The organism is Spirosoma litoris (assembly GCF_054776755.1).
This window is the reverse complement of sequence record NZ_BAAHBI010000029.1, coordinates 1-26,339: the sequence shown is the minus strand read 5'-3', so window position 1 is coordinate 26,339 and position 26,339 is coordinate 1. Positions and strand designations below refer to the sequence as shown.

Annotated in this window: 19 protein-coding genes and 1 pseudogene; 3 read left to right on the top strand and 17 right to left on the bottom strand. The window is 41.5% G+C overall.

The features are described 5' to 3' along the window. The first annotated feature begins 42 nt into the window (after nt 1–42). Complete coding sequence (locus tag ACYVGR_RS17055) at nt 43–999, top strand: phytanoyl-CoA dioxygenase family protein (RefSeq protein WP_460958792.1); 957 nt, start codon at nt 43–45, stop codon at nt 997–999. Nucleotides 1,000–1,024: 25 nt separating this feature from the next. Here the strand turns inward: ACYVGR_RS17055 and ACYVGR_RS17050 are convergent, their stop codons facing one another. The 5 genes from ACYVGR_RS17050 to ACYVGR_RS17030 form a co-directional block, all read right to left on the bottom strand. Continuing rightward, nucleotides 1,025–1,633: a 2OG-Fe(II) oxygenase gene (locus tag ACYVGR_RS17050; protein ID WP_460958790.1), complete on the bottom strand. Its 609-nt coding sequence runs from the start codon at nt 1,631–1,633 to the stop codon at nt 1,025–1,027. Continuing rightward, nucleotides 1,630–1,941: an NADH-quinone oxidoreductase subunit NuoK gene (gene nuoK, locus ACYVGR_RS17045; RefSeq protein WP_182459100.1), complete on the bottom strand. Its 312-nt coding sequence runs from the start codon at nt 1,939–1,941 to the stop codon at nt 1,630–1,632. The genes ACYVGR_RS17050 and nuoK overlap by 4 nt, the downstream gene beginning before the upstream one ends. Beyond that, a complete protein-coding gene (locus ACYVGR_RS17040; RefSeq protein WP_460958788.1) occupies nt 1,928–2,485 on the bottom strand; it encodes an NADH-quinone oxidoreductase subunit J family protein in 558 nt (185 codons plus the stop codon). Before ACYVGR_RS17040 ends, nuoK begins: the two co-directional genes overlap by 14 nt. Before the next feature lie 17 nt (nt 2,486–2,502). Next, complete coding sequence (locus ACYVGR_RS17035; RefSeq protein WP_460958786.1) at nt 2,503–4,173, bottom strand: 4Fe-4S dicluster domain-containing protein; 1,671 nt, start codon at nt 4,171–4,173, stop codon at nt 2,503–2,505. A gap of 90 nt (nt 4,174–4,263) precedes the next feature. Continuing rightward, nucleotides 4,264–6,669, bottom strand: coding sequence for an alpha-ketoacid dehydrogenase subunit alpha/beta (locus tag ACYVGR_RS17030; RefSeq protein ID WP_460958784.1), 2,406 nt, complete (start codon nt 6,667–6,669; stop codon nt 4,264–4,266). A gap of 243 nt (nt 6,670–6,912) precedes the next feature. On the opposite strand from ACYVGR_RS17030, the gene ACYVGR_RS17025 reads away from it, so the two are divergent. Further along, on the top strand, nt 6,913–7,368 hold the full coding sequence (locus ACYVGR_RS17025; protein ID WP_460958782.1) for a DUF1573 domain-containing protein: 456 nt from the start codon (nt 6,913–6,915) through the stop codon (nt 7,366–7,368). A gap of 266 nt (nt 7,369–7,634) precedes the next feature. On the opposite strand, the gene ACYVGR_RS17020 is transcribed toward ACYVGR_RS17025, so the two are convergent. The 10 genes and pseudogenes from ACYVGR_RS17020 to ACYVGR_RS16975 all read right to left on the bottom strand — a co-directional run bounded on the left by ACYVGR_RS17020 (nt 7,635) and on the right by ACYVGR_RS16975 (nt 21,021). Then, nucleotides 7,635–8,558 (bottom strand): alpha/beta hydrolase, encoded by a 924-nt coding sequence (locus ACYVGR_RS17020; protein ID WP_460958780.1) that lies wholly within the window; start codon nt 8,556–8,558, stop codon nt 7,635–7,637. A 69-nt stretch (nt 8,559–8,627) separates the two neighbouring features. Then, the gene (locus ACYVGR_RS17015) at nt 8,628–9,767 is read right to left on the bottom strand and encodes a serine hydrolase domain-containing protein (protein ID WP_460958778.1); all 1,140 of its coding nucleotides are present in this window, start codon (nt 9,765–9,767) and stop codon (nt 8,628–8,630) included. Between the two features lie 244 nt (nt 9,768–10,011). Then, nucleotides 10,012–11,532: a capsule assembly Wzi family protein gene (locus ACYVGR_RS17010; protein ID WP_460958776.1), complete on the bottom strand. Its 1,521-nt coding sequence runs from the start codon at nt 11,530–11,532 to the stop codon at nt 10,012–10,014. A 40-nt stretch (nt 11,533–11,572) separates the two neighbouring features. Next, a complete protein-coding gene (locus tag ACYVGR_RS17005) occupies nt 11,573–12,952 on the bottom strand; it encodes a sugar transferase (protein WP_460958774.1) in 1,380 nt (459 codons plus the stop codon). A gap of 221 nt (nt 12,953–13,173) precedes the next feature. Next, nucleotides 13,174–13,352 (bottom strand): annotated as a pseudogene (locus tag ACYVGR_RS17000) (IS256 family transposase); the annotation flags it as partial. A 174-nt stretch (nt 13,353–13,526) separates the two neighbouring features. Then, entirely contained in the window at nt 13,527–14,012 is a 486-nt protein-coding gene (locus tag ACYVGR_RS16995; protein ID WP_460958772.1) for a T9SS type A sorting domain-containing protein, read from the bottom strand. A gap of 49 nt (nt 14,013–14,061) precedes the next feature. After that, entirely contained in the window at nt 14,062–15,744 is a 1,683-nt protein-coding gene (locus ACYVGR_RS16990; protein ID WP_460958770.1) for a cell division protein ZapB, read from the bottom strand. Nucleotides 15,745–16,291: 547 nt separating this feature from the next. Next, a complete protein-coding gene (locus ACYVGR_RS16985) occupies nt 16,292–17,566 on the bottom strand; it encodes a hypothetical protein (protein ID WP_460958768.1) in 1,275 nt (424 codons plus the stop codon). Nucleotides 17,567–17,778: 212 nt separating this feature from the next. Next, nucleotides 17,779–19,146 (bottom strand): TMF family protein, encoded by a 1,368-nt coding sequence (locus tag ACYVGR_RS16980; protein WP_460958766.1) that lies wholly within the window; start codon nt 19,144–19,146, stop codon nt 17,779–17,781. Nucleotides 19,147–19,287: 141 nt separating this feature from the next. Next, a complete protein-coding gene (locus tag ACYVGR_RS16975) occupies nt 19,288–21,021 on the bottom strand; it encodes a tail fiber domain-containing protein (RefSeq protein WP_460958764.1) in 1,734 nt (577 codons plus the stop codon). Nucleotides 21,022–21,989: 968 nt separating this feature from the next. Here ACYVGR_RS16975 and ACYVGR_RS16970 point away from each other — a divergent pair. After that, complete coding sequence (locus ACYVGR_RS16970) at nt 21,990–23,804, top strand: hypothetical protein (protein ID WP_460958762.1); 1,815 nt, start codon at nt 21,990–21,992, stop codon at nt 23,802–23,804. Nucleotides 23,805–24,099: 295 nt separating this feature from the next. Here ACYVGR_RS16970 and ACYVGR_RS16965 read toward each other — a convergent pair whose 3' ends face one another. Further along, the gene (locus tag ACYVGR_RS16965) at nt 24,100–24,642 is read right to left on the bottom strand and encodes a T9SS type A sorting domain-containing protein (protein ID WP_460958760.1); all 543 of its coding nucleotides are present in this window, start codon (nt 24,640–24,642) and stop codon (nt 24,100–24,102) included. Nucleotide 24,643: 1 nt separating this feature from the next. Next, nucleotides 24,644–26,032, bottom strand: a complete 1,389-nt coding sequence (locus ACYVGR_RS16960) for an autotransporter outer membrane beta-barrel domain-containing protein (protein ID WP_460958758.1) — start codon at nt 26,030–26,032, stop codon at nt 24,644–24,646. Between the last annotated feature and the right edge of the window lie 307 nt (nt 26,033–26,339).

Here is a 26,339-nt window from a genome sequence, read left to right as displayed (position 1 = left end):
TTTTAGTAGTTTTGCTTTTCCACTTCCTAAGCCAGTTCCCCTATGACACCTACCGTATCGATCAATCTACCCTGGGTAGAATCCCCATTTTTCAATCAGGAACTCCAACAGGCCAATCTCGATCCAGTGCTGGCTGAGCAAGTTCGGCAGTATGCTGAGGATGGCTATCTAATTTTCGACCCAGAAATTGACGAATCAGTCCTGGATGCTGCTCGGGAAGGGGTAAAACCACTGTATGGCAACGAACTTCGGACAACCGATGCCTGGCAAACCATTCCAGCCGTTCGTCAAATTGCGACCGCGCCTAAAATTCTGGATATGCTTCGCGTACTCTATCGTCGTGAGCCAATTCCTTTTCAAACCCTCAATTTCCCGGTTGGAACCCAGCAACGCACCCATTCTGACTCCATTCACTTCAATTCGATTCCCCAACGATTCATGTGTGGTGTTTGGGTCGCTCTTGAAGATGTGCATGCCGATAATGGGCCACTTCATTATTACCCTGGCAGTCATAAACTACCTTTCTATGATCTGGTTGATTTGGGCTTGAAAGGGTCGGACGCAAAAACGACGGAAGAGATTTACGGAGGAACGTATAAACAATATGAAGAGCGCCTGAGTGAAGTTGTTAAAGCGCATGGATTGAAAAAAGAAACGCTGAATATGCCCAAAGGGAAGGCCATTATCTGGTCGGCGAACTTACTGCATGGGGGCGAAAAAATTCTGGCTCCTGGCTCCTCACGCCATAGCCAGGTAAATCATTATTTCTTTGAAAATTGCATTTATTATACGCCCCTTCGATCTGACTCAGCTATTGATAAACTTTACGTTCGAAAAATAACGAACATTGCAACTGGTCAGCCTGTTGCAAACACCTATTTTGACCAAACGCTAGCTTATAAGGGTGAAGGATACGCCAAGCGATTCACCATTCCCGAATCAATTCTAATGTTGGGCCAGTATGTACCTAAATTCCTACTGCGAATGCTGAAACGGTAAAAGGCGATCTGTCAGAACCCGCAGATTAACTCGTTTTCAACCAACCCGTAATACTCAACCGTTCACGAGTGGCGGGCAAAACCTCATGTTCCAGGCGACCACTTTCAAAACAAACCAATCGGCCACCAATTGGCGTAATTGTCTGTTGCCGTTCAGCTTCTCCATGCTGACCAGGTAAATAAATGGCTAACTGACCACCGTCGGTTTCCTGCCAGTCCGTATTCAGGTAGCAGATGACCGAAAGTTTTCGACGCGAATCACTCCGAAACTGATCGAGGTGGCGTTTATAGAATGTGCCAGCCGGATAGAGGGCGTAATGAAATTCAAACTCACGCAGGCCTAAGTAACAAGTTTGGTTCACATATTGAACAAACTCATCAATGCGTTGCAGAAAAGCCGCTTCTTCAGGCGTAGCTGTGGCCTCATCGATCCACAAAATTTCATCCCCCCGAATTGTATTTTCGACGATTACCGACTGATTACCAATACCAGCGGCACGAAACTGTCCGGCACTTCGACGCTCGTGGAGTCGATTAGCAAGAGCGGTAACTTCGCCAAGACTTAAGAAGTTATCCGTAACGCCATAACCATCGGTCAAAATGCCGTCAATGATTGGCTCAAAAAATGGATTCATTGTTTTAGTTCGTTCAACTCGTCCAGCTGCGCCGTCCGGAAATGGCGATACACTTGCAACACGATGGCCAATGCTACTGCCGATTCTGCGGCTGCCACAACCATCACAAACAACGCCAGCATCTGCCCCTGTAAGCGATCAGGATCGTATTGACTAAAGGCAACAAGGTTAACGTTCACACCATTGAGCATTAGTTCAATGCCCATCAAAACAACAATAGCATGGCGCTTTAGAAGCACAACAGCGAGGCCAATACTAAACAAAGCGGCTCCTACAATCAAAAATAAATGGCTATCAACGGGTTGCATTTCGAAACGATTTTGCCAGAGGTGATGCTAAATAGGTGGCTCCAACGAGGGCGGCCAATAGAAGAATCCCTGCAATTTCAAACGGGACCACGTACTCCGTCATGAGTTGTTTGCCAATTGTATTCACGGTGCTTTTCCAGCCAACGGGCTGATTTAGGAGTGCAAAATTTGCCCTCATCAGCAACGTAAAAAGAGCGCCAAATAAGCCACTAGCCACTAGTCCCGCAAGGACCCACCCAGCCCAGCCACCAGCCCGATTCAAGGAGACAATACGATTCGGTTGTTGGCTATTCACATCATTGGGGGCTTCAGGTTTGTGCGTCAGCATAACCCCAAAGATGACCAGTACTAAAACGCCCCCTACATAAATCATAATTTGAGCAATGGCCAGAAAATCGGCGCTGGCCAACACAAACAGACCGGCTACGCCAAGTAATGTGAGCAGGAGAAAAAAAGCAGCATATAGCACGTTCCGAGTGAACAGAACGGCTAAGGCCCCAACAAGGCTTAGGCTAGCAAACGCATAAAAGGCAAGTTGAATCACTGATTTATCTGTTTTAATTACGCCGACTCACCTTCGTTAGGCTTTGGTTTAGGCTTCATCGTTGGCCGAAAAGAGGGTTTTGGTTTAGCAGGTTCAACCACTGGTGTGTCCTCTTTTTTCTCATCGTTATCGGTTGCAACAGTTGCCTCTACTTCATCAACCGTAGGCGTCGTTGCCTTAGGTTTCATAGTAGGCCGGAAACCTGCAGGCTTAGCAATTGGCGCATCCGGCACAGCTGCCTCCACTGGCTTACTTGTCGACCCATCAGCCGGTTTTACTGGTTTCATAGTCGGCCGGAAAGTCGGTTTAGCAGAAGAGGTTTCGGGAGTTGTTGGTGTCTCCGACTTGGGTCCTTCAGGTTTAGTTCCGCCGGGCTTCAGCGTTGGTCGGAAAGCAGGCTTAGCCTTAGCAGGTTCAGTCGCCAATGGTTGATCACCCTCCTCTAGTTTCGCCACCTGAGGTTTCATGGTCGGTCGGAAACCGGCAGGTTTAGTGACTGGCACATCCGGTTTTGCTACTTCCGTCGACTCATTTGGCAACTCTTCCGTGGACTTTGCCGGCTTCATCGTTGGCCGGAAAGCAAGCTTAGCCTTAGGGGGTTCAGACGCTTGTGGCTCTTCTTCCGACACTTTCTCCTTCACAGGAGGTTTCATGGTTGGTCGGAAACCTGCAGGCTTAGCACTTGGTGTTGGCAGCACTGGTCCCGTTTCTGCCGGTACATCAGCACTGGGGCTAGCATCGGAAGCGGGTGGTGGAGATGGCGCAGCCACGCTGGGTTTCATCGATGGCCGGAAACCTGCTTTAGGGGGTACTGGCTTCGCATTTTCAACTTGCTGTGCATCAGCAGGCACATCCGTAATATGGATTACCGTTTTCTGAGCTGGCTCGAAAACGGGATGCTTGGTGGTTTCTATAGCGCCCTGAGCTATCTGCTCCATTTCCTGAGGAGTGGCGTCTGTGAGCGGGTGTTCAATAGAAGAACCTTCGGAGTTTGCAGGCTCAACTTTGGCAGCTGGCTTTACGGTTGGCCGGAATACAGGACGAGCTGGACTTACTTTAGGGGCAGCAGGTTGAGTATCCGCCTTGGCAGTCGGAGCCGTGGCCGCTGCTTTGGCCGCTATCTGAGCTGCTTTAGCGGCCTCTTTCTCGTATAGGAATTGCTCGTATAACGAACGCTTCTCATTAGCTTCTTCCTCCGTCAGATTCGAAAAATTATAGGTTAGTTTGCCTAACTCAAACTCACTATAATCGAATTTTTTATCCATCGTCAGGCATTCGGTCGGGCAAACTACTGTGCACAGGCCACAATAGCAGCACTTAGCCATGTCGATATCGAACTTGGCTGCATACAGTCGAATGGGAGAGCCATCGGATGCCCGCCCTACTTCTTCAGTAGCTTTTATCGCGTCGATTGTGATGCAGTCAACCGGACAAACTTTGGCGCATTTATCGCAAACGATACAATCGTCGATTTCGTTACGAAGCCGATAGCGACCATTATCTGGAATGGGTAATTGTTCGTGCGGGTATTGGAGGGTGACTAATCCATTCTGAAGGTCAAAATAGTTATCACTCGCAATACCTTCGGGAGTCCGGCGATGAGTGGCATTTCGAAGATGCCGCAACGTGAGGCCTAAGCCCTTGATCGTTGTCCGTATGCCCGATTGTATGTCCTTGAAGTACGACATTTTCTAAATGATAGAATGAGTGAATGATAGAATGAGTGAATAGCGATCAGCGTGTACTATTCACTCATTCTATCATTCACTCATTCAAAATTAAATTGGCGGAAACCGTTCTGGATCGGATTCGCTCATGAGTTCATAAACCGTTTCGATTACATCGTCAACATTTGGTTTCGAGAAATAATCTCCATCCGAACCATAAGGTGGCCGATGCGGCTTTGCCGATAACGTTCGTGGTGCCGAGTCCAGATAACGATACGCGTTCTGACCGTCAAGTACCTGCTGCATCATATAGGCAGAAGCGCCACCCGGCACATCTTCATCAGCAAAAAGAACCCGATTCGTTTTTTTAATAGATTCAACAATGATTTGATGCACATCGAAAGGTAAAAGTGTCTGTACATCAATAACCTCTACACTCACGCCCAGCGGCACTAACTGGTTTGCGGCTTCCATCACAATCCGGCACATCGACCCATAGGTTACAACCGTTATATCGGTACCCAAACGAAGTATTTCGGGAACTCCCAACGGTACGCAAAACTCGTCCAGATTACTGGGTAACGATTCTTTAAGCCGATAGCCGTTTAGAGATTCAATGAGCAACGCCGGGTCGTCGCCTTTGATAAGCGTGTTATAAAATCCTGCCGCCTGCGTCATATTGCGAGGCACCAGAACGTGTAATCCACGTAAACTACCCAGCATAGCACTCATTGGAGAACCAGAATGCCAGATCCCTTCCAGTCTGTGACCGCGCGTTCGGATAATAAGCGGGGCCTTCTGTCCGCCTTTGGTGCGATAGAGTAGCGTTGCTAAATCGTCGGTGAGGGTTGCCAGCGTGTAATAAACATAATCGAAATACTGAATCTCGACAATTGGCCGCAAACCACGCATAGCCAAACCAATACCCTGACCAATAATGGTTGTTTCCCGAATACCCGTATCTGTAATGCGTAGTTCGCCAAACTTCTCCTGTAAACCGGCAAAACCCTGATTTACGTCACCAATTTTCCCAACATCTTCGCCCAAGGCTACAACACGAGGGTCGCGGGAAAACAAATTCTCAAAATAACGCTGAAGAATCTGATAACCATCCAGGTGTAAACTATCGTCAGAAAATGTGGCCGGAACTGCCCTTACTAACATAGGTGAATCAGGCGACTCACTATATAAATGCGAGCTAAAGCGATCATAATTCTCGGCATTTGTACGATCTAACCAAGCTTTCAATCGCTGGTTGGCACCACCGGTATCGGTCCGTAGCAAACGGAGAGCCCTTTTAACAGCAGTTACCGCATCTCTACGAATTGGGCTAATTGTTTTACGCAACTCTTCCCGGATCGCCATCAATTCGGCAGATTTCGAATTATGCCGAGCCGCTTGTTGAAGCAAATCAATGGCTTCGTTAAAATCACTTTTCATCGAATCCTGAAACGCATTCCAGGCTTCAATACGGCTTTGTTTGGTAATTTGTTTGGCCTCAGTTTCAATTACGTCCAGTTCTTCTTCAGAAGCATATCCATTCTCCAGAATCCACTCCCGGAACACCCGATTGCAATCATACTCAGCCTCCCAATCCAGGCGGTCTTTCGACTTATAGCGCTCGTGCGAACCTGATGTTGAATGCCCCTGTGGCTGAGTAAGCTCCTGTACATGAACCAGCACCGGAACGTGTTCTTCACGGCAAATCTGGGCTGCTTGCTGATAGGTTTCGACCAATCCAACATAATCCCAGCCTTTTACCGTAAAAATTTCAATTCCTTTATCATTCCCGTCACGCTGAAAGCCAGCCAGCGCTTTTGAAATACTTCCTTTTGTTGTCTGATACTCAACGGGCACCGAAATACCGTAGCCATCGTCCCAAACCGACATAAGCAGTGGCACCTGTAATACGCCCGCTGCGTTGATCGTCTCCCAGAACATCCCTTGTGATGTCGATGCGTCGCCAACGGTCGCAAAAACGATTTCGTTGCCGTTATGCGAAAAATTCGTCAGATAGCTTAGGTCAGGATTATTTCGGAACAACTTAGAGGCATAGGCCAACCCCACTGAACGTGGAATTTGTCCGGCCGTAGGTGCAATATCACAGACAGAATTATAAAGTTCAGTTTGGTTTCGCCAAAGTCCCTGATCGTCGAGCCAACGAGTGGCATAGTGACCATTCATGGAGCGGCCACCAGTATTGGGTTCGGCATCAAGGTCTGTATGCGCGTAAAGCTGGGCAAAAAATTCCGGCCAGCGCAATTCGCCCAAAGCGGCAACAAACGTCTGGTCCCGATAATAACCCGATCGGAAATCACCTCGATTAAAGGCTCGGGCAGCAGCTAGCTGAGCGAGTTCTTTTCCATCGCCAAAAATGCCGAACTTAGCCCGGCCCCCCATAACATCACGACGACCTAGCAGACTCGCTTGACGACTTTCATACGCCAACCGGTAATCCGACAGGATTTTTTCACGACTTAAAATATCAGTCGAGCGGAGTTGTTCGTTTGCTATCACAACAGAGCTACGGATTGAAATCGTCAAACAATCAATTAATCGATGAAGTGGTTGGAACCGAATACTTCGATTACCAAACGAAAGTAAAAGTAAGCTAAAACAAGACAGCTTTCAAAAAAACGATTTTTTGAGTTTCTTTGTTAACCGAACAACAACCTGCAAGAATTGGCAAAGTGTTTGCTATGATTGGGGTTTGTAAGGGGTAAGCATCTTAACAACCAAATCATAATTCCGTTTAGTCCAATGAAAAAAATTTTTTCACTTTTCGTAGCCTTATTTGTGTTAGTCGCAGTTAGCTACGCCCAGAAGGGAGTTCTGAAATTTGCGAAAGAAACGCACGATTTTGGCAAAGTTGAGCAGGGTAAACCAGTAACGTACGTATTTGAATTTAAGAATACAGGTACTGATCCGGTTGTTATCAATGATGCACAGGCATCTTGTGGCTGCACAAAACCAAGCTGGACTCGTGAACCAGTTATGCCAGGTAAAACGGGTACCGTATCGGCTACCTTTAATGCTGCCGCTGCTGGTCCATTCAACAAATCGGTAACGGTAACCAGCAACGCTGAAGCTGGCCAAGCTGTTCTTTACCTGAAAGGTGAAGTAGTTTCGGCTGCCGCTGCTGCGGAAACAGCTGCTGCTCCTGCTGCTGCTCCAGCCGCTAAAGACAAGAAGAAATCTACAAAAACTTCACGCTAATCTACTGAAGGGTTAATAGTGTTGTCAAGAAAGGCATCTGGTAGTCTACCGGATGCTTTTTTTTGTGCTTAAGAGCTCCACTCTCGAATCTTCAGACGAGCCATAATATCAACTTATTCTACTCCTCTCAGCACTAACTCTTAACATCTAATTCTCAACAGGCATATTGCGTTAATATGTCATTTCAATTCGTTAGCCAGTATATACAAAACCACCAACGGCCTGATTAATCAGGCCGTTGGTGGTTTTGTATGATGATAACTTACTTACGGTTTTGGAGTCGTTAAAGCCGTCAACCACGCTTTACAAGCATCTGGCCAAGTGTTGAGCGACCCAAATTTAGCTGTACGCATTCCATAACCGTGTCCACCAGTTGGGTACAAATGCATTTCGGCAGGGACTGAATTTTTCAAACAAGCCAGATAAAAACTAATACTATTTTCAACTGGCACAGCTTTGTCATCTTCGGAATGTACCAGGAATGTGGGTGGAGTTTGGGCTGTTACCTGCAACTCATTGGAATAATAAGCGACCAATTCTGGGGATGTATTTAGTTTCCCCAGCAATTTATCGCGAGAGCCGGTATGTGCTTTCTCGCCAAAGGTTATTACCGGATAAAGTAAAATGGCAAAGTTCGGTTTTGCCAATTCATTGGCTTTAGCTCCGCGATTGTAATGCGTAGCCAACGTCGATGCCAGATGGCCGCCTGCCGAGAAACCCATCACGCCAATTTTTGTCGGATCAATCCCATACCGAGTTGCATTCTGACGAATAAGTACCATTCCCTGCATGGCATCCATCAGCGGCACCTCTTGCTGATTAGTCATAATTGCAGGATCGGGCAAACGATACTTTAGGACAAAGGCGGCCACTCCCATTTCATTGAACCAGTGCGCTATATCAGATCCCTCATGACTGGCAGCCAGAATTCCATACCCACCACCCGGACAAATCATAACGGCAGCCCCTGTCATCTTCGCCTTCGAAGGTAAGTAGGCCGTTATAGTTGGAACCGATACGTTACTAATTCGAAGAATACCATTGGCATCCGTTTCTGACTTTTCCGTAATCTTAGCTCCTGAAATTGCATTAGGAATAGCTTCGTCTGGCCAAAGCTTGATTACTTCCTGCGCTAAAGCGATTTGCGGTAATAGAGCACTAACAATCATACTAAAAAGGAGAGCACGCATAAAAATAACAGCTATACAGATAGAGACTCAGTTAAAAACTAAAAAAGCCGACCTGTTGGTCGGCTCTACTCATATTTCTACTTCTGTATCAGAATCGGACGATGTATCATTCGAACCTCCGTGTAGTACATCGATTAGCTCTTTTACGCGATAAACTGTTGTGTTATAACGATTTCCAAGAATAATAATAACGTATTCATCTTTGGGGCTAAACCAGAACATCGAATTATACCCTTTCCACCAACCCGAATGATAAATATATTCAGGCTGATTGGTATCATTCAGCATCATACGAAAGCCATACCCGTAATTCTTAGCTCCTTTCCGTTCGAAACTACGGGGAACAAATGCTTCTGCCAGTAGTTTTTTCGGCAATAAACAATCACCATTTAGGGCTCTATACCATCGAAATAAATCACCCGTAGTAGAATAAATACCCTTATCGCCAACAACATCATCATAGTAATCTTTCGGAATCCGGCGATTCCATTGATATCCTGCTGTTCGATGGTGATTGATTGAGTCGTTCTTGGTTGTCGCCACAAAGGTTTGGTGCATACCCAACGGCTCAAAGATAGTCTTGTGAATAAACGTCTCGTAGCTTTGGCCAGTTGCTTTCTCAATGATAGAGGCCAATACCATATAGTTCGTATTACTATAACTAAAACCCCGGCCAGGAATATTATAGGCTTTAGGCGTTGGCTTCACAGTTGCAAACCAGTGCATTATGGTTGCATTGGATGGGTAAGGTTTTTCCTTTTTGTAAAAGTTCACCTTCATACTATCGTCGAAGGCATATTGATAATTTGGCAAGCCACTACGATGGCTTAGCAACTCACGAATTGTAATACCGTGATATGGGAAATCAGGATAAAACTTTTGAATCGTATCTTCAAATTTCAGCTTGCCAGCCTCAATCAGTTTTAGTGTACCGACGGCCGTAAATGTTTTCGAGAGCGAGGCTAGTTGAAACTTCGAATCATCCACTAAAGTATCCCGCTGATTACGCTCAAAATGGCCTAACCCGAAGCAATGCTTATAGAGAATTATGCCTTTCTGGGCTACCAGCACATTCCCGTTTAAGCCACCGCGTACTTTCTGCTGAAATATCTCATCAATCTGTTGAGATTTCTTATCAGCGTTAATCTGCCGGCGAATAGTCATTTCCTCATTTGAGGTAAATATCTGTCCATCAGCACAGGTACGCATTTCTTTCACCGACCGGTTCAGATTTTTTTGGGAATCCTGTCCGCATGAAATTCCAACTCCAGTTACAATCAAAATACTTAACCAACTCCAAATTTTATTCGTCCACACCATCCTCGCGCACGTTATTTCATAGTTATTATACTGACCAAGTTACAGCAAAACTAGGATTTGCTGAAGATATCACCTCTATTTTCTATTAAAATAACGTGAAAATTTGTTAACGGTCTCGATAGTAATGGGTTACTTAAAATCCGCGACGAGGAGAAATAATTACGGAACGTTGGCCACTTAATACGCCCGACTTTCTCAAACCAATATAAACGCCTACACTATTCGGTAGCAGATCACCAGCATCAACGGCGATGGAACCATTCAGTACTGTTCCACCAAATACATTTAGTGGTATAGCCGCTGTAAGTAATCCCGAAAATTGCGATGGAATTGTAAGATAAGGGACTGCATAAGTGCCTGCATTTTTGCTAAACGAAAGGCGGGCCGTCATATCCACTTTATTGAACACTAATGCACTCAGGCCTATGTGGTAAACACTAACCCGATTATTAGCAATGCCATATCGGGGGGGTAATGATGGATCTACTTCCTGCTGCGGAGTAAGAAAAGGGGTGCCTATCGTACGGCCAAAATAAGTCCATCCATCGATAAACTGACTGTGATTAAAATAATCATCCCGGCCTCGTCGCTGAGGATCTTCAAGAATGAATACGTCTCCTCCCTGGCTACCAGTGAACATATATTCAAAGGTAATTTGGCGTAAAAAAAAGTTTGATCCAGTTGGGTTTACCCGATTCTTTATGCGTAGCCCATTTAGACCGTCTTCAAGATTTGTACCATAAAACAAAGAACCATCATCATATGGAAATTGCCGATACACATAAAGATTCCAATTATTTAAATCTATATCAGCAGCAAGATCAAGTGAGCCTAAGTGATTACCAATGCGGTTATCTTCAAATGAAGTAATGCTTTTGTCATTAATATAGTCGGCTCCTCTGGTCCCAAAAGCAACTGCGGGAAAATAACGAATATTGGATGGCAATTTTCCGTCTACAGCAACAATTGGACCTAATATAGTAGGATCTGCTTGACCTGCCCATATTACCTCATGATTAAAGCCTCCATATAACCTAAAACGCCATGAAGGTTTTCCTATTCGACCATAAATGTAAAATTGATGTAGGTAAGACCCCGTTACTAGTCGGTCAGAGTTCTCAAACCAGCCATGCGCGAAAGCTCCCATAATAGAAACTACGCCTTTGGTAAAAGGAATTGCAGTATAAGTGGGCAGACCAATTTGGATTTTAGGTATAGGCAGCGCATTACCTGACCAGGCATAGGCACCTGTTGTTAGAAGAGTGTCTACCAATCCAACAATCTCTTTTCGGCGACCAATGTAGAGTTCAAAAGCACCAACGCGACCTTTGACATACGCTTCTGGAATTATAAACTGGTTTGTTGCCCCTGCGTTAGTAACAACATCCAATCCATAACCCCAGTCCGTTTTCGGTCTATAACCAGTAGTATCTTTGGGATGATAATCAGAGCGAAGAGCAGCCTTTAATCGTAATGTTGGATTCTGAAGAGGAACTGTTCCATATTGATTGGCACGCAGCCAAAACGGCGTTTGCGCTGATGAAGCTAAGCCCCCTACTTCTACTTGATATTGATTGATACGTTGCCCATAAATTAATGTACAATTGGCAATGGCAATTACTCCATACCAAATCCGCAAAAATAAAAATCTCATAGAGAATAGGGTAATTAGGTCATTTGTCAGTCAATAGCAATTACTTGCCACGACCCTGTGCCATTACCCGAAGAGTTTGGGCAATAATCCACATATCGAAAAGGAAGGAACGACGTTTAGGATAGAGCAAGTCATAACGCAATCGCTGAACCATTTCATCGATATTGGCGGCATAGCCGTATTTGATTTGACCTATAGATGTAATACCAGGCTTTACACTTAATAGAGATCGGTACTCTGGAGCAACTTCAACAATTTGATCAATAAAGTACTGTCGCTCTGGTCTCGGCCCAACTACAGACATATCTCCAATCAATACATTATAAAATTGAGGAATTTCGTCAAGACGAGTTTTACGCATGAATCGCCCCCAAGGTGTAATTCTATTATCAAGCAGTCCACCTGAAAGCACTGGCCCAGTCTTTTCAGCGTCTACATACATACTACGAAACTTATAAATTTTGAAAGGTTTTCCTCCTTGCCCAATTCGTTCCTGTGCATAAAAGGTTGGCCCAACTGATGTTATCCGGGTTATAACTGCAATTAGCAGAAATAAGGGTAGCCCTAAACTTAATGCCAGCAACGAGAAAATGATGTCAAATGATCGTTTTAATATACTTACACGAAAATCAGTAAGTAGACCGGTGGAGAGATTTAGAACGGGTAATACATCATGGTATTCAATCGATGTGCTCCGCGCCAAGAATCCTCTGAAATCCACTAAAATTTTCACTTGATAATCAAATGTTTCAGCCTTTTCTGCAATATATTTTAGTCGTTCATTATCCATGTAAGGCATACAACAATAAACGCAATCAATATGATTAGTGCGGATATAGTCTACTAAGCCTTCGTATCCTCCTTTAAGGTATCCAGCATTTTCACTAGTAGATTCATCAAAATAGCCGCAAAAGTGGAAGCCCATTTCTGGATGTGCATCGTAGAATGCACGAATTGTGTTTGCTAATTTACCATAACCGACAACAATGTAACGTCGGTTATTATACCCTCTTGCCCTGTATTCCTTAAGAAAAAATACGCCACCAATTCGAATAGCTATACCAAGAAGCAAAAAGATTATATAAGTAACCAATAACTGTTCGCGAGAATAATAATAGCCTTGAATCGCGATCCAGCAAACTGCAATAATAGCAACATGAATAAAGGTCAACAAAAGAAGTTGCCGTACTAAGTGACCAGATTTAAATAATTGCCGAGGGTATATATAGGGTTTTAATGCTAGTATCTCAATTAACCAGATTATATTGAAAAGCCACCAAAGTGATGCATAGGGCGCTTCCGCAACAGCTTCTAAATTACGAAACGTGATCCAGTAAGCACCTAAAAAAGCAATATTAAGGCCCAAGAAATCAACGATTACATGGAGCGGAAACAACAGTATGGAATAGCGATGCCTCATTCCCTTTAGATTTACTCATTATAGCCATGCAATAGTATTGTCAGCTATTTACACTAAAAATAATAGATCAAACTTATGAGATAATACGAATATTATCTTACGGTTCAAAACCGGCTGGCAAATTAGTGACAATTATCGTCTTAAAAAAATCCAATATGTTAATAGCTATATTGGTAAGTTAATACGGAGGGGGATGCACGCTGAACTGTGTCAGCAGAATTTTAGCCGAAGCGATGTGATTTAACGCGCTTCTCAAATATTATGCTGAACTGCTTGATTACTTCTTTCCAATTGTAAGTCGTTTCCATTTGACCTGCCAATCCTGGATGGTTAGATAAATCAACTTTTGTAAGGCCACATCTGTTGAAAACGCCCTCTTCTTTTTAGTCACTTTGCGTAACTAAAAAGAGATACTTTTCAATCGTGTTATTGGTTATGATGGTGAAAGTTAGAGTTTTACCCTGTTATTCACCTGTGACATAGTTCAGCGAGCAGTCTCGATTGGCTAATAAATAACACCCTAAAGACGCGTATACTGAATGCGAGTCTTTAGGGTGTTATTATTTTTCTGGGGCTATTTTTTGACTATACGAGTGACAGCCTTTTTCTGATTAGATTCAATTATTGGTATATATATACCATCGCTCAGAGCAGATGGCGTCCATTCCAGACTGTGCTGTCCAGCAGATTGGTTTTCGGACTTCACTAATTGTCCTATAATTTTCCCTTGAGTATCGATGACCCACAAATTTACAATTCCATCATCAGGAAGGTAATATTTGATAGTAGTTGATTGTTGGAACGGATTAGGATAGGCTGTCAGCTGGAGTGCAGATTCGCTATTTATCTCAACGCTTTTTATCTGTGCAACAAATGTACTGCCATTTTTCGCTTCAAAACCAGGCAACATAGTGACTGATTGACCCGCTTGGTATTCGACATGAGCAGCTTTACCAACAATATTTATAGCTTCTATTGTCTCTACTGCCTGTTCTAAATACTGACCTGCTTTTTCGTAGGTTATTTGAATACGCAATTTCTGCTGAGGAGCTTGTGCCATCCCATTAATGGCCAAACAACAACCCATAAGTAGGAATAAAAGTCGCATATTACTTACGGGCTTTAGGTTGAAGTTTATTAACTCGCTGTTCTAATTGGGCACTTTTCCGCTTCAACGCATCGTTTTGCTTCTTCAATTCGATGACATAAAGTGTTAATTCTTCAACTTTCTCAAGCAGTTTCGATTGCATTTGTCCTACATCTACACCTTCTTTCACAACCTCTTCGGCTGAGGGTATACCAGGCAGGTGTTTTTCACGGTTAATAAATGTCTCAACATCTTGTAAATTACGCAGTTTATATCCTTGATCAAAAACACGGTCTGACCAAGCATCGGTACCCTTTATAGCTACTTTTACTTTTTCTGTTAATATACCGTCGGCAACATACAAACGGTAACCGACTGGGGTTTGCGCTACTCCAGGTCCTATAACAACACCTCCATTGTTATCATTACGCAAGTTATCACCATCAATGACCCAGTTTGCGTCATCGGCTGCCATCCGAGCTGAACCCGTAGTACTGCCTAGTACTACATCACCATTGGTATCAACTGTCAAAAATTTATTTGCGCTCAAAATTGTTGCAGGACTCGTTGACTTAAGGTTTGTCAATCGTAAGCCAGATGTATTTGTGGTGCTACTCACCACCTCCAATTTATTAGCTGGAGCAGATGTACCAATACCTATATTGGTTCCATTACCTAGTACAATGCTATTACTTTTATTTACTTGCGCATAGGCCCCAATAGCTACTGCATTAGTGATTGTAGCTGAGGTAGAGGCCACATCTGCTGCAAACCCTATTAATAGATTATAGTCGCCATTACTATTAACACCTGCATATCGGCCAATGGCTGTAGTATGCTGCCCAGTGGTATTATGTAACAAAGCGCCATCTCCGATGGCAGTATTACCTAATCCAGACGTATTTGAACTACCAGAACTATTTCCCATAAATAAGTTGTAGTTGCCAATACTATTGCTGCCACCTGCTTGCTGGCCTAAAAATAGATTACCAAGTCCAGTAGTATTATTTGTTCCGGCTAATGAACCAACAAATACATTGAAACCACCAGATTGATTATTTAGACCAGCTTGATAACCAATGAAAGTATTTGCTGTACCTGTATTAGTCGTACCTGTATTTGCTCCGACAAATGTGTTTTGCGAAACCGTACTTCCTCCAGAACCTGCCAATGAACCTAAATAGGTATTACCAATTCCGGTGGTGTTAGCGCTTCCCGCATCAGCCCCGATGAAAGTGTTATTACTTCCCTGCGTATTGACATAACCAGCTCCACTACCAAAGAAAGCATTATAGTTACCCTGAGTATTAAAATAACCCGCATTATAACCTATAAATGCATTATTATATCCCACTCCATTGGTATAACCTGCATTTGACCCAACAAATGTATTCCGAGCTCCAGTATTATTACTAAATCCTGAGCTATATCCTACGAATGAGTTGTCTTGGCCAGATGTGTTTTGGTTACCAGCAGAAGCACCCAAAAATGCGTTCTTGGTGCCTGCCATATTTTGTATACCTGTCCCACGACCAATAAATAGGTTACTGGCACCACTCATGTTTTGATTGCCAGCGCCTACTCCTACTAAAGTATTATCAGAACCAGGCGTAGCTGATGATGGTGTAGTAGCCACATAATTCGTTTGGGCAACTCCTGTCAAGGCCAACGAACAGCAACTAAGTATTAGTAATATTTTTTTCACGTTCAATAGATTTATAAGTAAAACATTATTAGGAAAAGGCACCAGCGTTCGGTTGTATTTAGTTTATAAAGAACAATTACCGGTATTTATCCACAAAAAACTATGCAAAAGCATTTTTTCATGGATAATCGTCACAAAATTTATGCCGTATTATTCTAAATAATTTAATAACCACTTTAACATATAGTTATTGAATTCGAAAGGTATCTGGTCGTAAAGTAGAAAATCAGGTATTTTAAGCCTAATGACACTGTTTAAGTGGAAATGATTAGCCTTACAAGCCCTTTATCTTGATAAAGGGCTTGTAAATATAACGTTAAAAACTCTACTCATTCTTTTTTTTAATATACCTAAACATTTCGCCCTAGACGAGCTTAATAACAATTAATCATTTCTTACAATAATTTAGCCAAAAGAACAAACTGCCTTCGCATGAAAGATTGCATTTCTCTCAAATATATTGCAACTAACTGAATATAAATAGCCTGCCCACAGTTTGGCGTCTAATTAATCAGCTAACGGCCTATGTCACCAATATCTTATATTATTATCTTTTATCAATAAGCTTCTTAACTAATTGCTTTAATTCGTCAATATCAGCTTGCTGCTTTTTATTGACCTGCTGTAATTGGATACTGTATAAGGTTAACTCCTCAATTTTTTCTAACAATTTAGCATCTGTCTGATGTAAATCATTACCTTGCTCCGTCATCTCTTTGGCAGAAGGTACGCCTGGCAGATGTTTATTTGCTTGTATGAAGAGCCTAACTTCATCTAAACTCTTCAGTTGGTAACCATCTTTGAATACATAGTCACTCCATTGTGCTGTATTTTGTACAGCAACTTTTATCTTTTCCGTTAAAATTCCATCAGCAACATATAGCTTGTACCCTTTTGGTATATCCATACTACTATCACCTATGGAAACTATTCTATTTTCAGATTGAATGATTTCATTATTAAGTGTCCAAGGATATGCTGCGGTTCGAAGGCCTCCAATTGAAATACTAAGTAGCGAGAGATCAACTCGGCGTAAAACAACATCACCTGACTCATCTACAGTCAAAAATCTATCATTAGTAGCTCGTACAGCCGTATTTGCATTAGTCAAATTAGTAAAACGCAATCCACTATTACCTGAGGTACCTTGAGTAATTTCCAGTTTATTGGCAGGAGCTGTATTACCAATACCCACATTTGCACCATTACCCAAAATAATACTATTACTTCGGCTCACTTGAGCATAAGGACCAATAGCTACAGCATTATTAATGGTTGGAGTAGAGGAAGATACATCGGCCGCGAATCCAATCATCACATTATAATTTCCATTATTAATAACGCCCGAGTACTGGCCAATAGCTGTGTTGCGTTGACCGCTGGTATTACGTAATAAAGAACCGTCTCCAATAGCCGTATTACCTATTCCCGTGGTTGTAGCACTACCAGAAGCATTCCCCATAAATAAATTATAAGAGCCTGTAGAATTATAACCAGCCTGCTGGCCCAAGAACATATTGCCAGTTCCCGTACCGTTACTAAATCCAGCCTGACTACCAATAAAAACATTTGCGGTACCAGATGTATTAATATAGCCCGCTTGGTAACCTAGAAATGTATTACCCGTACCAACAGAATTAACTGCTCCCGTTTGAAAACCAACAAAAACATTATTGGTACCACTCGTATTTTGAATACCGGACAAGTTACCTATCAATACATTTCTGTTGACAAATGAAAAATTGTTCTGAGCCCAAACTCCATCAGCGTTCATTATAAGAAAACCAATAAATAACCAGAGTATATACTGTCTAATAATCATTATAATGTTGATCTGTACTGAATTTACACTCAAAGATAGATCAAATATTTATCTTGAATAAACTTGTTGTTGACTTCGTAAACTGTGGTAATGATAACTAGTCGAATTTCTATAGCCTATGAGGTTTTATCGTATTTTCGGCAGGGAGCTACCAATGTTTGTTTTTTGACGTGGCACAACCAGGTTAAGGAACTTGGCTGTACCACGTCAAATCAATTAAAGCGCTTCTTCAGCTTTTCTATTTCCGCCTGAAGCCGTTGGTTCACTAATTGCTGTTGCTTATTGATCGCTTGTTGCTCCTGGTTAGCCTTTTCCAATTGAATACTATATAGGGTCAGCTCTTCTATTTTCTTCAGCAGTTGAGCATCCATCTTAGCCACATCTAGCCCATGGCTAACTACTTCCAAAGCTGACGGCACCCCTGGCAAGTGCTCATGCTTTCGAATGTATTGCTCCACTTGCTTCAGAGGTTGAAGCTTGTAGTTAGCTTTAAATACAAAGTCGCTCCAGTCAGCAGTATTTTTCACCGCCACTTTTAGCTTTTCTGTAAGAATACCATCCTCTACATATAATTTATAACCAGTTGGAGTTCGGCTCATCTTGCTACCAATAATTACGCCTTCTCCATTAGTAGTCTGTACATATTCTCCAGAGGCTGTCCACAATTCTGCACCCAATCGGGCCGACCCACTACTAACCAAAATCACATCACCACTAGAATTTACGCTTAGAAACTTATTCTGATTTAAAGCGCTCGCTGGTGAGTTGCTGGTTAAATTAGTTAATCGTAAGCCTGATTGGTTGGCTGTACCCGGAGTAATTTCTAATTTATTTTGAGGAGCAGATGTACCAATACCTACTCTAGCATTACTTCCTAGTATAATACTATTACTTTGGTTCACCTGAGTATATGCTCCAATAGCAACTGCATTTGTAATTCCCGTATTCCCTGAATTTACGTCAGCTGCAAACCCAATTAATACATTATAGTCGCCATTACTGTTAACACCTGCGTATCGCCCAATGGCTGTAGTGTGTTGGCCAGTAGTATTATGTAATAAAGCGCCATCGCCGATAGCAGTGTTACCTAATCCGGTAGTGGTTCCACTGCCAGCGGCATTTCCCATAAAGAGATTATAAGATCCAATGGAACTATAGCCCGCTTGCTGGCCTAAAAATAGATTACCTGTACCTGTGGTGTTATTAAAACCTGCCTGCGAACCAAGGAAGACATTAGCTTGGCCGGTGGTATTTGCATTACCTGCCTGATTACCTAAGAAGGTATTACCTGTGCCAGAGGTATTAGATCGACCCGTCAGATATCCTAAAAAAGTGTTTGCTCCACCTGTATTACTAAACCCTGTCTGATAACCAATGAATGTGTTCTGGGTTCCCTGTGTGCTATTGCCTGATTCAATTCCTAAATATGTATTAAAAGACCCAGCGACCGGTCCCCTAAGAATTGTCTGCGCATTATACTGTAATGAATAACCTGTGGGCAGGTTAATATTACTATTTATAGTTAATGGACTTCCCGCAGGTACATCAATAATCTGTCCCAAGGCCTGTATATGTTTCATATATAGGCAAAGAACGATAAGGTAGTAAATAGTAGGCCTCATACTAAATTTAGATTAGTTCTATTTTTACAATGAAGTATTGAATTAAACAGGGCATTGTTGAGGAAAGACGTATTAGATTTCTACGTATCCTTAGAGTAATTAATGGGGTATTTTATTATTCCCTCCATTTTTTGCACTTTTTTCCTCCTGCGATACCCCAATCAAATTCTGCATTCGTTTAACCTGATCGGCTAATTGTTTATATGCCATTTCATTTGCAAGCACTTTATCTTTAAGTTTTTCTACTTCAGCGTTAAGATCTTTTACCGCTTGAACTAACGGCATGACAAATAGAGTATAGCCCAAGGTGTAATACCTACCACCTTCTTCCTGACGGACACCTTCGAAATCATAGCCTACTTCTTTAGCTGCCGCTTCAACATCCTGAGCCAAAAAACCGCTGTGCAAAACAGTATCATCTTTAATATTGCTTACCGAATAACTTAATAACTTAGCTTCCTTAAGCTTGTTAATATGATAAGTAACAGGGTTAAGCTTAGTTATAAAATTCAGTCCTGGAACATTAGCCCGAATGTCTTCTTTAATACGTTTATCGGAAAGAGTAGAGATAGTTTGCACATTACACCGAAGTGAGGATATACTATTATCACCCAATACAATTTGATTACTGGCATTAACAATTGCATTTGCCCCAATCGCAGTTGCGTTATTTAGATTTCCAGTTGAAGGGCCTGAATTATAACCCAACGCTGTATTATAACTACCTGTCGTATTATTTTGCAGAGCAATAGTTCCCGAAGCCGTATTATTAGCTCCTGTTGTGTTAAGTCTAAGGGCTAGATTACCCGATGCCATATTTCCTGGTCCACTTGTATTATTTAACAAGGCGGAGCCACCAAATGCGGTGTTATCATGCCCGTCTAAATTGTTATACAATGCATCTGTACCAACAGCTATATTTGAATAACCAGTTGTGTTCGTAGCGGACGCATTAGAACCTACTGCAGTATTTTCGTAACCTGTAGTGTTTTTTTGTAAGGCACCCGCCCCTGAAGCCGTATTATTAGCTCCTGTTGTATTACTCGTTAAGGCAACTGTGCCTAATGCGGTATTGTTATTTCCACTACTATTGGTCATTAATGCAACTGAACCTAAAGCGGTATTACCCTGTCCGGTGGTATTTGAATACAAAGATCTGTAGCCCGAAGCTGTGTTGTTCTGCCCAGTGGTATTAGAAAGTAGTGCAACAGTTCCTAGAGCTGTATTACCAGTACCACTAGTGTTGCTAGTTAAGGCCTGCAAACCTAAAGCTGTATTATAGTTACCGCTTGTACTACTGGCCAATGCTAGAGTTCCCAAAGCTGTATTACCTGTTCCAGTTGCTCCACTACTAAAGGCAAGATAACCCAAAGCAACATTATTTTGTAATTGATCAATTCGGCCTGAGTTTTGATTATTTACTCTAAAATATAAAGGAGTGTTATCCGACGTTCCAAGAAAATTACCACTAGTTGTACCGGCATTTCCGCTTAAATTCCAAGAGTTACCAGCACCATTGGCGGCTCCTCCCGCTGTCCATATTGGGACACTAGGGCTACCTGTATTTACTTCAATCTGATTAGTGCTACTATTGTAAATTAGCAGCCCGGTAGCCGGACTTTGAATTTGACTTCGTAATGAAGTAGTTACAATTGGAGGTAATAAACCTCTATATGGACTACCTAAACTATAAGGGCCTGAAATGACCTGAAGCGACGCAGAACTGACTATAGTCCCAGAAGATGGGCCTATGCGTATCTGGGAATACCCTTCACTAATTACTAACCAAACCAATAAAGTGATTTTCCAGCCGTTTGTAAACACTTTTCTCATGATCTACACAAAAAAGGATTAGTGATCAAAACAAAGAAGATAAAGCCTAACTTTCTACGAGTATTACCAGAATTAAACCACGTTGAAGGAAGGCGCTTTTTACTCTAAAAACTCACAAGATGCCATGTTGTTTATAAATAACAGAGAATATCTTTTTCTTCTAAGTTATTTTTTAATTAACTATTTAAAGGCAATTCCACTGGGGTTGGGGTGTTCAGCAAATATATTAGCACAAAAGCACAAGTTGGCAAAACGCTGATATGATTCTATAAAAATCTAATTTAAGATTCTATATATACTTACTATTTTTACGTTATTCTTAAACTTACTTGCGACCAAATACCTTAATTAGTACACATTAACAACTGTTAGACTAAATGTAATTAGAGCTGTAAATGAACCGTTACAGAATACAACCACAAAGCTCATTTGGTATGTCCATAAACCCAGTTTTTGCTCGCAGAAGGGATTCCCAATTTATTTCTAAAAGGATTGAAGTCCGATGCTGGATATCTTGAGGGACATACTGTAGTGGATTACTAGAGCGCGTTGAAGCATTCTAGTTTCTTCAGTCCAATTTGGGAAGACTATTTCAAAAGCTGACTCAATATTGATTCGGGCGATTTTATAGTCGTTTGTAAGTGAGAAAAGAATATGACTAACTAAAAAACATTCTAAATATAATTAGTTCAGAGCTAAGCATTCTTTAAGAAACACCTATTTTCTAATGATTTGATGCCTTGCCTTGAAATACTTTTAACTAATTAAATACATCGGAACTTAGATCTATAGCCTTAAAAGATATTGGGGTAGATCTAAATTTTCAATAAAAAGCTAAATCTGTCCATCTTCTAGAATCTAACAAATCACTTTTCACCAAAATTAGATAAATAATGAAAGTGTATAATAGCCCTAAAAGCTATTTTTCTTGAGAATTTTTTCTTACAAGTTTAAATTATTAATAATGTATGAAATACATATTTTTCTGTATGCTACTGCTTAGCTTGATAAGCTCTCTACCCTTTTTGGTCGGATTTACTAACGACATATCCGTAGTTAATCAAGAGCAGGAAATGGGTTCCCCTATTCTCCCACCAATAAGTGCTAACTGGGTTGCAACAGACGGAGCTGGGCGAAATTTGCCTACATATAGCACTACCGGTAAATTTAAGCGAAATAAATATGCAGGAATTTTTTATTTCCTTTTACACGGGCAATACCATGATAAAGCTGTTTATGATATATCGGCTTTAACAAAAGCGAATCCAACTAACCCGAATTACGGTCCAGAAAATACCTGGCATTGGTGGGGTGAACCTGAAGTTGGTTACTTCAAGGCAGATGACCCTTGGGTCATTCGACGTAATCTACAGTTGCTGGCTCTAGCAGGTATTGACATACTTTTTTTTGATGCAACTAATACTGATCCTTATCTATCAGTAGTTAATAAACTCTGTGAAATATCGATAGATATGCGCCATAAAGGAATTCCTACACCCTATATATGCTTCGTTACTTATACAAAAAGTGCCGAGACTGTTACGACTATCTATCGGCAATTCTATGCACATAATCGTTATTCCGAACTTTGGTTCAAATGGCAGGGGAAGCCATTGGTACTAGGGAAGATAGAAGAAATGACCGATCCTAATATCCGAGATTTCTTTACCTGGCGATATAGCTGGGCTTGGACAAACAGCCGTAATGAACCACACCACTGGCAGTGGCTCGATCGAACTCCCCAAAATTATGGATGGGATAAAGATCATACTATTCCAGAAGAAATACCGGTGGCCGTTGCCAGTCATCCATTTGATAACAATATAGGTAAGAGCTATCGGCAGGGTCATATAGGAATATTAAATAAGCAAAATATTACGACTCAAACTTCCCAAGGATTATATTTTGATGAACAATGGAAACGTGCTTTACAAGTAGATCCATCGGTAGTTTTCATTACAGGATGGAATGAATGGGTTGGGCAACGTTTTATAAACAAGCAAACAGATTCAGTCGCAAAAATAACGCAAACAAAGTTTATTGGTAAACCCCTAAAATCAGGACAAACATTTTTTGTTGATTTATATAATGAAGAATATAATCGAGACATAGACCCTATGAAAGGCGGTTATACAGACAATTATTATTACCAAATGGTTGCTAATATCCGCCGATTCAAGGGCCTACCCACTCCTGAATTAGCTACTCCTGCTCGCACAATTACAATTGACGGAAAATTTACAGAATGGACTGGTGTAAAGCCAGAGTTTGTTGACCCTATTGGTGATACGATGCATCGCAACTGGCTTAGAGCTGACAATAAGATTTATTATGTAAATAATACGGGGCGTAATGATATTACTCACAGTATAGTAACCCATGATCGTAATTTTGCTTATTTCTATGTCAAAACAGTCGACAAATTAACCCCTTCAACCAATAAAAACTGGATGTTGCTATTTATTGACACCGATCAATCAGCCAAAACTGGCTGGGCAGGTTATGATCTTTTAATAAATCAGACAATAAAAGGAGATAAATCAACAATTAGTAAATGGGGAGGTAAGTTCTGGAAACCTATAGCCACTACAACTGTCAAGTATACGAATAACGAACTCGAGATCGGTGTACCATTAACCTTCATTCGGAAGGCTAATAATAAGATTAATATAGACTTTCATTGGGCTGATAACATTCAGAAATTAAACAGTATAAGCGAGTTTTTTACCAATGGCGATAATGCTCCAGACCGGCGATTCAATTATCGTTATACTAGTCAATAATTTTAAAATGTTTATTTATTCCTGTATTGATGAAAAATCTGTGAGAATTTTACTTAAGCCCGATGGAATAAGCAGTTACCTGTTTCAAATCGCCAAAATTTGATTAAAAAATTCTCCTTATGAATCGAAGCGATCCTTCGTACCCATATTAAGCGTAAAGAAAAAGTGTCATTCTTATTAACAGCTTTCTACACACTTGAGACCAAAATACACTAAGTCAAAGGACAGAAGATTTAATGAAATTTCATTACCTTTGACTTAGTGTATTTTGCTTATCATTAATAGCTACCAGCGCTTACTTCCTAATTAGGCGGTTAGATATATGTTGCTGTCCTGCTTCTAACGTACATATATAAGCGCCTGTAGGCAACTGATCGGCTAGCCACTCAACTTCATAACGGCCAGCCTGTTGAAGTTGATTGTTTACCAGCCTACCTACTACTTTACCCTCAGCATCGCTAATAAATAGATTAGTGACGGCAGTACTTGCTAATTGATAAACAATAGTTGTTTTTTCAACAAACGGATTAGGATAGGTCTTTATTAATAAATGGTCAGAGTGGCCATCCCCCAAGTTAATAGCCGTGTATTCTGTATGAGCAGCAAATATGGAACCAGCCTTAGCCTCAAACCCAGGGTTGAGTAAAATAGATTTCCCTGCCCGATATTCAACTTGCTGACTAACCGATACAATATTACTGGCAATTAATGACTTAACTGCCTGCTCTAAAGGTTGTGGATAGTAAGTGGCTGCCAGTGTGCGAGTCAGATCTTCTTTCTGGGCTAGGGCCAGAAGACTCGTGAACCAAAAACAAATGAAAGCTAATGACTTTTTCATGTTACTTATTATTAAGAAGTTCATTTATGGCTTTCTTCATTTCTTGATTTTCTTTCTTTAGCTCAAGCATATACAAAGTCAGCTCTTCAATCTTCTCTAATAATTTGGCATCCATCTTACCCACATCAATACCTTGCTTAGCCACATCATTGGCTGAAGGTACGCCTGGTAAATGCCTATGGGTTTTGATATAGCTCTCAACGTCGCTTAGACTACGTAATTTATAGTTATCCTCAAATACATAGTCGGCCCATTCACCAGAGTCCTTTATCGCTACCTTTACCCTCTCTGTCAAAATACCTCCGGCAACATATAGCTTATAACCAGCTGGCAGTCGATTGATGTTACCACCTATAGTTACTGGACTATCATTATTTGACTGAATTGTCGATCCATTTAGTGACCATGGAAGTGCTCCTGTTAATTGTCCTGCATCCGCACTTAGGCGCCCGCCAGGTAGGGAGCCTAAGCCTAAGTTCACTCCTAGGCCTGCCAGCACTACGTCGCCATTATTATCTACCGTTAGTACTTTGACTATTGGGTTTTGCAGACTAATTGACAGGCTAACTAGTGAATTAGATGCTCCAGTTAAATTAGTGAAGCGTAGTCCTGACTTATTGGTCGTTCCGGCCGTAATTTCTAGTTTATTGGCCGGGGCTGAAGTACCGATCCCCACATTAGCTCCATTGCCCAGCACAATACTGTTACTCTGATTTACTTGAGCATAAGGTCCAATAGCTACGGCGTTGGTAATAGTAGCTGAGGATGAAGATACATCTGCGGCAAAACCGATCATCACGTTATAATTGCCATTATTATTAACACCTGCATATTGACCAATAGCCGTGTTACGCTGACCTGTTGTATTGTGTAGTAAGGATCCATCACCGATAGCCGTATTACCTAATCCAGCCGTATTACCAGCACCGGAAGAATTTCCTATAAATAGGTTGTAGTTCCCCGTTGTATTACTGGACCCTGTTTGTTGCCCTAAAAACATATTTCCTTGACCAGTAGTATTAGCCACGCCAGCCTCACTACCAACAAAAACGTTAGCGATACCAATACTGTTTGCATAGCCTGCCTTATAACCTACGAATGTATTATTTCCTAAAGTTGAGTTAGCATACCCGGCCTGATAGCCTATGAACGTGTTTTGTGAACCGGTTGTGTTTCCATTGCCAGCTTGAGCGCCTAAAAAGGTATTGAATGTGCCACCAGAAGACATATTCTGTCCCGCATTGACACCTACTAATGTGTTGAACACACCAGGAGTTGTTGAACTTGGGGTCGTAGCTACATAATTATTTTGTGCTACTACTACTGTTGGCAATAGACTTAGTAATACGTACAGTACCCTTTGTGGCAAAGTTGAGTAATTAGTTTTCATTAGTTCCGTTTGATTAACTTAGTGAATTTATAAATTGATCATATTCAGATATTTAAAAATTAATATCCACATAAATCTCCACTTAATTTTATATGTTTTATTTTAAATTTACTATGTGGTAAAAATGACAATATACTAAAGCCTTGTACAGAAGAAACATTGACTAAATAACTCAGTGAGGTAAGTGATCTAAAGCTACGGAGTAGCCTAACCTCTCCTTACTAAAGAAAGGTAGACTGGATTAGACTGGGGTGGTCCTATTTAGCCGGACACTTCACTTTTGAGAGTTTGATAAAACAGTTTGGTA

Excerpts from the sequence above, each read along its gene's own strand:
- ACYVGR_RS17055 (WP_460958792.1), top strand. The coding sequence starts at position 43 with ATGACACCTACCGTATCGATCAATCTACCCTGGGTAGAATCCCCATTT.
- ACYVGR_RS17050 (WP_460958790.1), bottom strand. The coding sequence starts at position 1,633 with ATGAATCCATTTTTTGAGCCAATCATTGACGGCATTTTGACCGATGGT.
- nuoK (WP_182459100.1), bottom strand. The coding sequence starts at position 1,941 with ATGCAACCCGTTGATAGCCATTTATTTTTGATTGTAGGAGCCGCTTTG.
- ACYVGR_RS17035 (WP_460958786.1), bottom strand. The coding sequence starts at position 4,173 with ATGTCGTACTTCAAGGACATACAATCGGGCATACGGACAACGATCAAG.
- ACYVGR_RS17025 (WP_460958782.1), top strand. The coding sequence starts at position 6,913 with ATGAAAAAAATTTTTTCACTTTTCGTAGCCTTATTTGTGTTAGTCGCA.
- ACYVGR_RS17020 (WP_460958780.1), bottom strand. The coding sequence starts at position 8,558 with ATGCGTGCTCTCCTTTTTAGTATGATTGTTAGTGCTCTATTACCGCAA.
- ACYVGR_RS17015 (WP_460958778.1), bottom strand. The coding sequence starts at position 9,767 with ATGCGTACCTGTGCTGATGGACAGATATTTACCTCAAATGAGGAAATG.
- ACYVGR_RS17010 (WP_460958776.1), bottom strand. The coding sequence starts at position 11,532 with ATGAGATTTTTATTTTTGCGGATTTGGTATGGAGTAATTGCCATTGCC.
- ACYVGR_RS17005 (WP_460958774.1), bottom strand. The coding sequence starts at position 12,952 with ATGAGGCATCGCTATTCCATACTGTTGTTTCCGCTCCATGTAATCGTT.
- ACYVGR_RS16995 (WP_460958772.1), bottom strand. The coding sequence starts at position 14,012 with ATGGCACAAGCTCCTCAGCAGAAATTGCGTATTCAAATAACCTACGAA.
- ACYVGR_RS16985 (WP_460958768.1), bottom strand. The coding sequence starts at position 17,566 with ATGATTATTAGACAGTATATACTCTGGTTATTTATTGGTTTTCTTATA.
- ACYVGR_RS16980 (WP_460958766.1), bottom strand. The coding sequence starts at position 19,146 with ATGAAACATATACAGGCCTTGGGACAGATTATTGATGTACCTGCGGGA.
- ACYVGR_RS16975 (WP_460958764.1), bottom strand. The coding sequence starts at position 21,021 with ATGAGAAAAGTGTTTACAAACGGCTGGAAAATCACTTTATTGGTTTGG.
- ACYVGR_RS16970 (WP_460958762.1), top strand. The coding sequence starts at position 21,990 with ATGAAATACATATTTTTCTGTATGCTACTGCTTAGCTTGATAAGCTCT.
- ACYVGR_RS16965 (WP_460958760.1), bottom strand. The coding sequence starts at position 24,642 with ATGAAAAAGTCATTAGCTTTCATTTGTTTTTGGTTCACGAGTCTTCTG.
- ACYVGR_RS16960 (WP_460958758.1), bottom strand. The coding sequence starts at position 26,032 with ATGAAAACTAATTACTCAACTTTGCCACAAAGGGTACTGTACGTATTA.